The organism is Kumtagia sp. (assembly GCF_059502445.1).
Genome location: NZ_JCACER010000040.1, coordinates 56,374 through 63,235 on the forward strand (window position 1 = coordinate 56,374; position 6,862 = coordinate 63,235).

General features: G+C 66.6%; 8 protein-coding genes. 3 read left to right on the forward strand and 5 right to left on the reverse strand.

Annotated elements, in window-relative coordinates; all coding sequences use genetic code 11:
• Positions 1–31: 31 nt before the first annotated feature.
• Entirely contained in the window at positions 32–1,366 is a 1,335-nt protein-coding gene (locus AC5JDC_RS14925) for a dihydroorotase (RefSeq protein ID WP_495842264.1), read from the forward strand.
• 19 nt (positions 1,367–1,385) lie between these two features.
• On the opposite strand, the gene AC5JDC_RS14930 is transcribed toward AC5JDC_RS14925, so the two are convergent.
• From AC5JDC_RS14930 to AC5JDC_RS14945, 4 genes are all read right to left on the reverse strand, one after another.
• A complete protein-coding gene (locus AC5JDC_RS14930) occupies positions 1,386–2,189 on the reverse strand; it encodes a hypothetical protein (protein WP_495842266.1) in 804 nt (267 codons plus the stop codon).
• 79 nt (positions 2,190–2,268) lie between these two features.
• The gene (locus AC5JDC_RS14935) at positions 2,269–2,526 is read right to left on the reverse strand and encodes a hypothetical protein (RefSeq protein ID WP_106775491.1); all 258 of its coding nucleotides are present in this window, start codon (positions 2,524–2,526) and stop codon (positions 2,269–2,271) included.
• Positions 2,527–2,669: 143 nt separating this feature from the next.
• The gene (locus tag AC5JDC_RS14940) at positions 2,670–3,047 is read right to left on the reverse strand and encodes a TIGR02301 family protein (protein WP_495842268.1); all 378 of its coding nucleotides are present in this window, start codon (positions 3,045–3,047) and stop codon (positions 2,670–2,672) included.
• Between the two features lie 60 nt (positions 3,048–3,107).
• Positions 3,108–3,518 (reverse strand): NUDIX hydrolase, encoded by a 411-nt coding sequence (locus AC5JDC_RS14945; protein ID WP_495842270.1) that lies wholly within the window; start codon positions 3,516–3,518, stop codon positions 3,108–3,110.
• Positions 3,519–3,705: 187 nt separating this feature from the next.
• On the opposite strand from AC5JDC_RS14945, the gene AC5JDC_RS14950 reads away from it, so the two are divergent.
• Entirely contained in the window at positions 3,706–4,467 is a 762-nt protein-coding gene (locus AC5JDC_RS14950; protein WP_495842272.1) for an SOS response-associated peptidase, read from the forward strand.
• A 177-nt stretch (positions 4,468–4,644) separates the two neighbouring features.
• Here AC5JDC_RS14950 and AC5JDC_RS14955 read toward each other — a convergent pair whose 3' ends face one another.
• Positions 4,645–4,791 carry a transcriptional regulator gene (locus tag AC5JDC_RS14955; protein WP_106775464.1) on the reverse strand — a complete coding sequence of 49 codons (147 nt, stop codon included), beginning with the start codon at positions 4,789–4,791 and terminating at the stop codon, positions 4,645–4,647.
• A gap of 473 nt (positions 4,792–5,264) precedes the next feature.
• On the opposite strand from AC5JDC_RS14955, the gene cysS reads away from it, so the two are divergent.
• Positions 5,265–6,770: a cysteine--tRNA ligase gene (gene cysS, locus AC5JDC_RS14960; protein WP_495842274.1), complete on the forward strand. Its 1,506-nt coding sequence runs from the start codon at positions 5,265–5,267 to the stop codon at positions 6,768–6,770.
• The last annotated feature ends 92 nt before the right edge of the window (positions 6,771–6,862 follow it).

Here is a 6,862-nt window from a genome sequence, read left to right on the forward strand (position 1 = left end):
GCCGGACAAGCGGGCAAGTGCGGTGACAGACATGGCGGCGACCTACGACCTCATCCTGACAGGCGGCACGGTGGCCAACCATGACGGCGTCGGCCGGCGCGACGTCGGCGTTACCGGCGGGCGCATCGCCGCGATCGGCGACCTGTCGCGGGCGTCAGCCGGCGAGACGGTCGACTGCACCGGCCTGCACATCCTGCCCGGCGTGGTCGACAGCCAGGTGCATTTCCGCGAGCCCGGCCTGGAGCACAAGGAGGATCTGGAGACCGGATCGCGCGCCGCCGTGCTGGGCGGCGTCACCACCGTCTTCGAGATGCCCAACACCAACCCGCTGACCACCAGCGAGGCGGCGCTGGCCGACAAGGTGGCGCGGGCGACGAACCGCATGCATTGCGACTTCGCCTTCTGGGTCGGCGGCACCCGCGACAATGCCACCGAGGTGGGCGAGCTGGAGCGGCTGCCGGGCGCCGCCGGTATAAAAGTGTTCATGGGCTCGTCCACCGGAGACCTTCTGGTCGAGGACGACGGCGGCGTCTTCTCGATCCTGAGGAACACGCGGCGGCGTGCCGCCTTCCATTCCGAGGACGAGTTCCGCCTGCGCGAACGCGCCGGCCTGCGTATGCAGGGCGATCCGGCCTCGCACCCGGTCTGGCGCGACGAGATCGCAGCGCTTCGCTGTACCGAGCGGCTGGTGTCGGTGGCGCGCAAGGCGAGGGCCCGCATCCATGTGCTGCACATCTCGACGGCCGAGGAGATCGCCTTCCTGCGCGATCACAAGGACGTCGCCACCTGCGAGGCGACGCCGCACCACCTGACGCTGACGGCGGACGACTATGAGCGGCTCGGCACGCTGATCCAGATGAACCCACCGGTGCGCGCCTCCCGCCACCGCGACGGCGTCTGGCTCGGCGTTGCCGACGGCGTCGTCGACGTGCTCGGGTCGGACCATGCGCCGCATACGCTAGAGGAAAAGGCAAAACCCTATCCGGCGTCGCCGTCGGGCATGACCGGCGTGCAGACGCTGGTGCCGATCATGCTCGACCACGTCAATGCCGGGCGGCTCACGCTGGAGCGTTTTGTCGACCTGACCAGCCACGGCCCGAACCGCCTGTTCGGCATGGCCGGCAAAGGCCGCATCGCCGCCGGCTACGACGCCGATTTCACCATCGTCGACCTGAAGCGGACGGAGACGATCACCAATGCCCAGGCTGGCTCGCGGGCAGGCTGGACGCCCTATGACGGCAAGCGCATCACCGGCTGGCCGGTCGGCGCCTTCGTGCGCGGTGTACGGATCATGTGGGAAGGCGAGATCGTGACGCCGGGCAGGGGCCGGCCGGTGCGGTTTTCCGAGGCGCTGCCGATCGAGTAGTTCCGCCGCGTGGCGGGGCCTACTCCCCCGCCACGAAGAACGCCCAGCGGCCGGCTGGCGTGATGCCGATGCGGTAGAAGATGTAGGAGCCGTAGGCCTTCATCTCCTCATAGTCCCCGGCCGTGACGATCTTGAACAGCTCGACCCGCTGCGGGCCGGTGAGCTTGTCGATCGGGATGGCGAAGAAATACGGCCATACGTAGAGCTCTTCCGCCGTACCGGCGTCGAGATGGACGTAGCCGGCCGAAAGCACCTCCTCTAGGATCGCAAGAATCTCCTGGCCGTCCTCGTCGCCGGCGAGTCCCTTCAGATATTCGAGCGGATCGCCGTCGATGCCCGCCAGCGAAAGCTGGGTCATGTCGTCGCCGGCGCCGAGCAGCGGCCGCAGCTTCTCGATGTCGCCGCTCTTGGCGATGGCGAGCAGCTGGTCGCGCAACTCGCCGACGGCCGGCGGCAGCTTGGAAACGTCGTACTGGATTTCCGGCAGGGGCTCGTCCGGTTCGGGCCGCTCGATCGCCTGCTCGGTGTCGGGCCCGGCGGGATCGACCGCCGTCCCCGGCTCGGCCGGCGTCCCGTCCTCCGGCTCGGCCTCCGTCGAGGGGGCGATCGGATCGGGCAGCGGCACCGCCTTGTCGACGCCGTCCGGCTGCGCCGCGCCGGGAGCGGGCAGTTCCTCGCGCTTGATCTCGCTGAGGGCGAAGGCGGGCTGTGCGGCCAGTGAGGTGACTATGCCGAGGCCGAGCCCGATCAGAGCCGGCCGGCAGGTCTCGAAGATGCCTCTTTTCGTTCGGGAAGGCAGTTGCGCGGGCGTCTTGATGCTCATTCCAACTTCTCCGCGAACGCGGCCCCGCGCCGCGATTCCGGCCAGCCTCATACCATGGATTGCCGGCTTTCGGGGCGACTCAATGTCGCGATTGGGAGGGAGCGAACTCTCCAGCGATCAACTTTTCGCGCATTTTGTCGAGAAGCGAGAGGGCGACCTCTTCGCCATTGCTGCGAAAGATTTCGCCGAGCGCGGTGGCCAGGGCGGCTTCGGCGATGATGTCGGCCTCGATCCCGGCCGAAAGTCCTTCCGCCCAGGCCTCCGTGTGGCATTCGACGGCAGTGAGGCGCTTCTCCTCGCGCACCAAGGCGTCGATGTCACTCGCGTTCTGCTCGATACTCACATCCGCACCCTTCGCATCACTCTTGAATCGCGACCGTGCACGGCCAAGTTGATTCAAATTTTTAATGTCCCGTTAAGGGTTTCTACCACACTTGCCCAGCACTGCACGCCCGCATTGCCGGAAAAGTTAACAGCGTCCTAACTGCCATAGCGCGTCGCGATCTCGCGCGTCAGTTCCTCGCCTTCCTTCATGTAGCGGCCGATCGCCTCCGTCGCCGAGGCCGTGCAGCTCGTATAGGTGCCCTCGAAGGACCGGTAGCCGCGGTTGAAGCTGGCGATGAAGCGGGCGCGGCGCGCCGCATCGGGATTTTCCGTCGCCAGCAGCTTTTCCATCTCGGAACGCCAGGTGTCGCCGCTCTCGCCGCACAGGTTGCGCAGGAAATGCAGCGATCCGAGGATTTCGGAGAGGCGCAGCAGGCCGCCCTCGAACGGTCCGTCCGCCGCCCGTGCCGGAACGGACGCGGCCGTGAAAACGACCGCCGACAAGGCGATTGCTGCCGCTGTGACCCGTCCCATGCGCAAACTCTGGCAGATCATTTTGGCGAGGGGAAGGCGAAGAGGGCGCTTGCGCACGGCTCAGCGGAGCACCAGCAGGCGCTCGGCGATCTCCTCGATCGAGCCGGTGAGCGGCAGCGCCCGCAATTCCTCGAGGGTGAAGAAGGCGGCTTCCTCGGCATCGTCGGCGCTCACCGGCTCGCCGCCGACATGCGGCGCTGAAAACACCTGCAGCCGGTAGAGAACAGGCGCGTCGCCCTTGGCGCCGCCCACCACCAGGTCGGCGACGGGGGTGAGCGGGCCGGCCTGCAGGCCCGTCTCCTCGAACAGTTCGCGCCGCGCCGCCTGCTCCAGCGTTTCGCCGGCCTCGACGCGCCCGCCGGGGAAGGCATAGAGGCCGCGCGACGGCGCCAGGCCGCGCTTGACAAGGAGCACGCGGTCGCCGCGCACCAGCGCCACCGACACGGCTGGAATGGGAGCGGCTTCGCTCATGCGGGCGGTCCTCCTGTGCGGTCCGGCGGGACTCATGACCGCGGCGGTTGCGGCCGTCGTCCCGCATCGCCACACTGTTAGCGCATGGCGACGCGAATCGGGACCGGTTTCCCGCATGGCCCGCATGCGCGTTTCGGTTGCCCCGGGTTCCTTCGGCGGGGCTTCAGACAGGACAGGGTGGGGCGGCATGTGCGGACGGTTCACGCTGACGGCGACGCCGGACCAGGTTGCGCTGTTCCTGGCGCTGATGGACCTGGAGGCGTTCCCGCCGCGCTACAACATCGCGCCGACGCAGCCGATCCTGATGGCGATCGCCGGTCCGCCGCGCGACCCGGGCTCGAACCTGCCGGACCGGAGGGCGCTGCTGGTACGCTGGGGACTCATCCCCGGCTGGGCGAAGGATCCGAAAAGCCTGCCGCTGCTGATCAACGCGCGCGCCGAGACGGCGGGCGAGCGGGCGGCGTTCAAGGCGCCGCTGCGGCACCGCCGCGCCCTCGTTCCCGCGACCGGCTTCTACGAATGGAGGACCGTCGGCCGCACCAGGCAGCCCTATTTCCTCAAGCCGCGACAGGGCGGGCTTGTCGCCTTTGCCGGCCTGATGGAGACTTATGCCGACCCGAACGGCTCGGAGATCGACACCGGCGCCATTCTCACCGCCGAAGCCAGCCCGGACATCGCGCCGATCCACAACCGCATGCCGGTGGTGGTGCGGCCCGAGGATTTTTCGCGCTGGCTCGACTGCCGCCGGCTGGAACCGCGCGACGTCGCCGACATCATGCGGCCGGCCGAGCCGGGCCTGTTCGAGGCGATCCCGGTGTCCGACCTCGTCAACAAGGTCGCCAACACCGGCCCGGAGATCCAGGCGCGTGTCGCCGCCGTCGAGACGGTCGTCGCCGCGGAGCCCAAGCGCAGGCCGCCGCCCGACGATGGCCAGCTCAGCCTGTTGTGAGCGGCGGCATGGCGCTGGGATCTGTCGTCGGCGGCGTGCACCAAACCACCGCCCGCTGAGCAGGCGGCTGGCAACCGGTCAATGGTTTCTCAGCTTTGCGATCCCCCCGGCCCGCGGCCGCGTTCAGGATCGCCCGTCGGCCTCGCCCTTTGGCGGGGAGGCGTCCTCGGCCGTGCTTCAGGCCTTGGCCGGCTTTGCGGGCTTCCGCTTCTTCGCCGCGGCGACCGCCGCCGCGATGGCCGCAGGGCCGATCGCACGGTAGTGCTTGACGAGGCTTGCATATTGAGCGCGGGCCCGTTCGGCTTCGCTCTTGAGGATGGACATTTTACTCTTCCCTTGGGTAGGTCCTGCTGCCGGTCACGTGGGTGTCGATTTTGACGAATCCGTGGCCGGCACTCCTACATTCTCCGACAATTCGAACGATTATGTATAGGCATGCTTAAGGAAAGCTTGTCGGTGTGGCTTTCCCGACACGACCGCCTCCGGCCGCGTTCTGCCAAGCTTTTAATTTAGCCGGAGAATGCAACGAAAAGGTGCCGCCCGTGCGGCGATGTCGTAACATTCGCGCGCGGCCTGTCGCATTTCGCGATCAGGCGCTTGACGAAAACGCCGGCGCGGCGCCATAAGGCGGACCATGAAAACGACGATCGCCATTTGCGGCATCTGCATTATCGGCTAGCGCTGTCGCTGGTCCGGTCGTTTTCGCTCATCCTTCTCCGACACGAAAACCGTCCCGGCCAGCAGGCTGGAGCTTGCGCCGTCCGGCGGAGCTCCTTGAAAACGGATCGGGACGGACGATGACGGACGGCAAGGGTTTGCGGCTCACCAACACGCTGACGCGGGCGAAGGAGGTTTTCGTCCCGATCGACCCCAAGAACGTGCGCATGTATGTGTGCGGGCCGACCGTCTATGACTTCGCCCATATCGGCAATGCCCGGCCGGTCATCGTCTTCGACGTGCTGTTCCGCCTGCTGCGCCACCTCTATGGCGAAAACCACGTCACCTATGTCCGCAACATCACCGACGTCGACGACAAGATCAACGACCGGGCCTTGCGCGACTTCGGCGGCGAGATCGCCGCCGGGCGGCTTTCGCTCAACGAGGCGATCCGCCGCGTCACCGAAAAGACCGCCACCCAGTTCCACGAGGACGTCAGGGCGCTCGGCTGCCTCGCGCCGACGCACGAGCCGCGCGCCACCGAATTCGTCGAGCCGCGCGCCGACGGGCGCGCCGACATGATTTCCTTGATTCAGCGCCTTATCGAACGCGGCCATGCCTATGAAGCCAAAGGCGAAGTTCTGTTCGACACCGGCTCGATGCCGGATTACGGGCAATTGTCGAAACGCCCGCTCGACGAGCAGCAGGCCGGCGCCCGCGTCGCCGTCGACGCGCACAAGAAGAACCCCGGCGACTTCGTCCTCTGGAAGCTTTCTTCCCCCGAGGAGCCGGGCTGGAACTCGCCGTGGGGCCGCGGCCGCCCCGGCTGGCACATCGAATGCTCGGCCATGTCGGCCGCCTATCTCGGCGAGGTTTTCGACATCCACGGCGGCGGCCTCGACCTGATCTTCCCCCACCACGAGAACGAGATCGCCCAGTCCCGCTGCGCCCACGGCACCGACGTGATGGCCAATTACTGGCTGCACAACGGCTTTCTGCAGGTCGAGGGGCGGAAGATGTCGAAGAGCGAGGGCAATTTCGTCACCATTTTCGAACTGCTGCACACGGAGAAGTTCGGGGGGCGGAAATGGCCTGGCGAGGTGCTGCGGCTGGCGATGCTGATGACGCATTATCGCGAGCCGATCGATTTTTCAGTGCGCAAGCTGGAAAACGCGGAGAATATTCTAACTGGCTGGTACCGAATGCTCGCTGAAGTATGGCCTTTAGAGCCCAGCGCACCACGTAGCCATTTCCTTGAATCGTTGGCCGACGATCTTAATACGGCGAGAGCGTTTGAAGAACTCGCCTTGATGTTTAGTTCTTCTCAAATAGGCGAGCTTGAGACGGGCATTTCAGAGTTGGGCTGGGACTTCTATGAGCCGGAGGACGCGGCTGTTGCCCTAGCTTCGGCTCGGCTGCTTGGCTTGCTCAATCAGAGTCCGATCGAGTGGCTACAGCGCGACGTTCAGCTACCGACGGCAGTCATCATGTCGCGTATCGAGGCACGCCTCGCCTTCATCCGCGACAAGAACTGGGCCGAGGCCGACCGCATCCGCGACGAGCTTCTGGCTGAGGGCATCCAGCTCAAGGACGGAAAAGACCCCGTCACCGGCGAGCGTGTCACCACGTGGGAGGTGAAGCGGTGAGGGCGGCGCGCGACACGGTGGACAGGTCGGCTGGACAGCACCCCCCTCTGTCCTGCCGGACATCTCCCCCGCAAGGGGGGAGATTGGCAGCT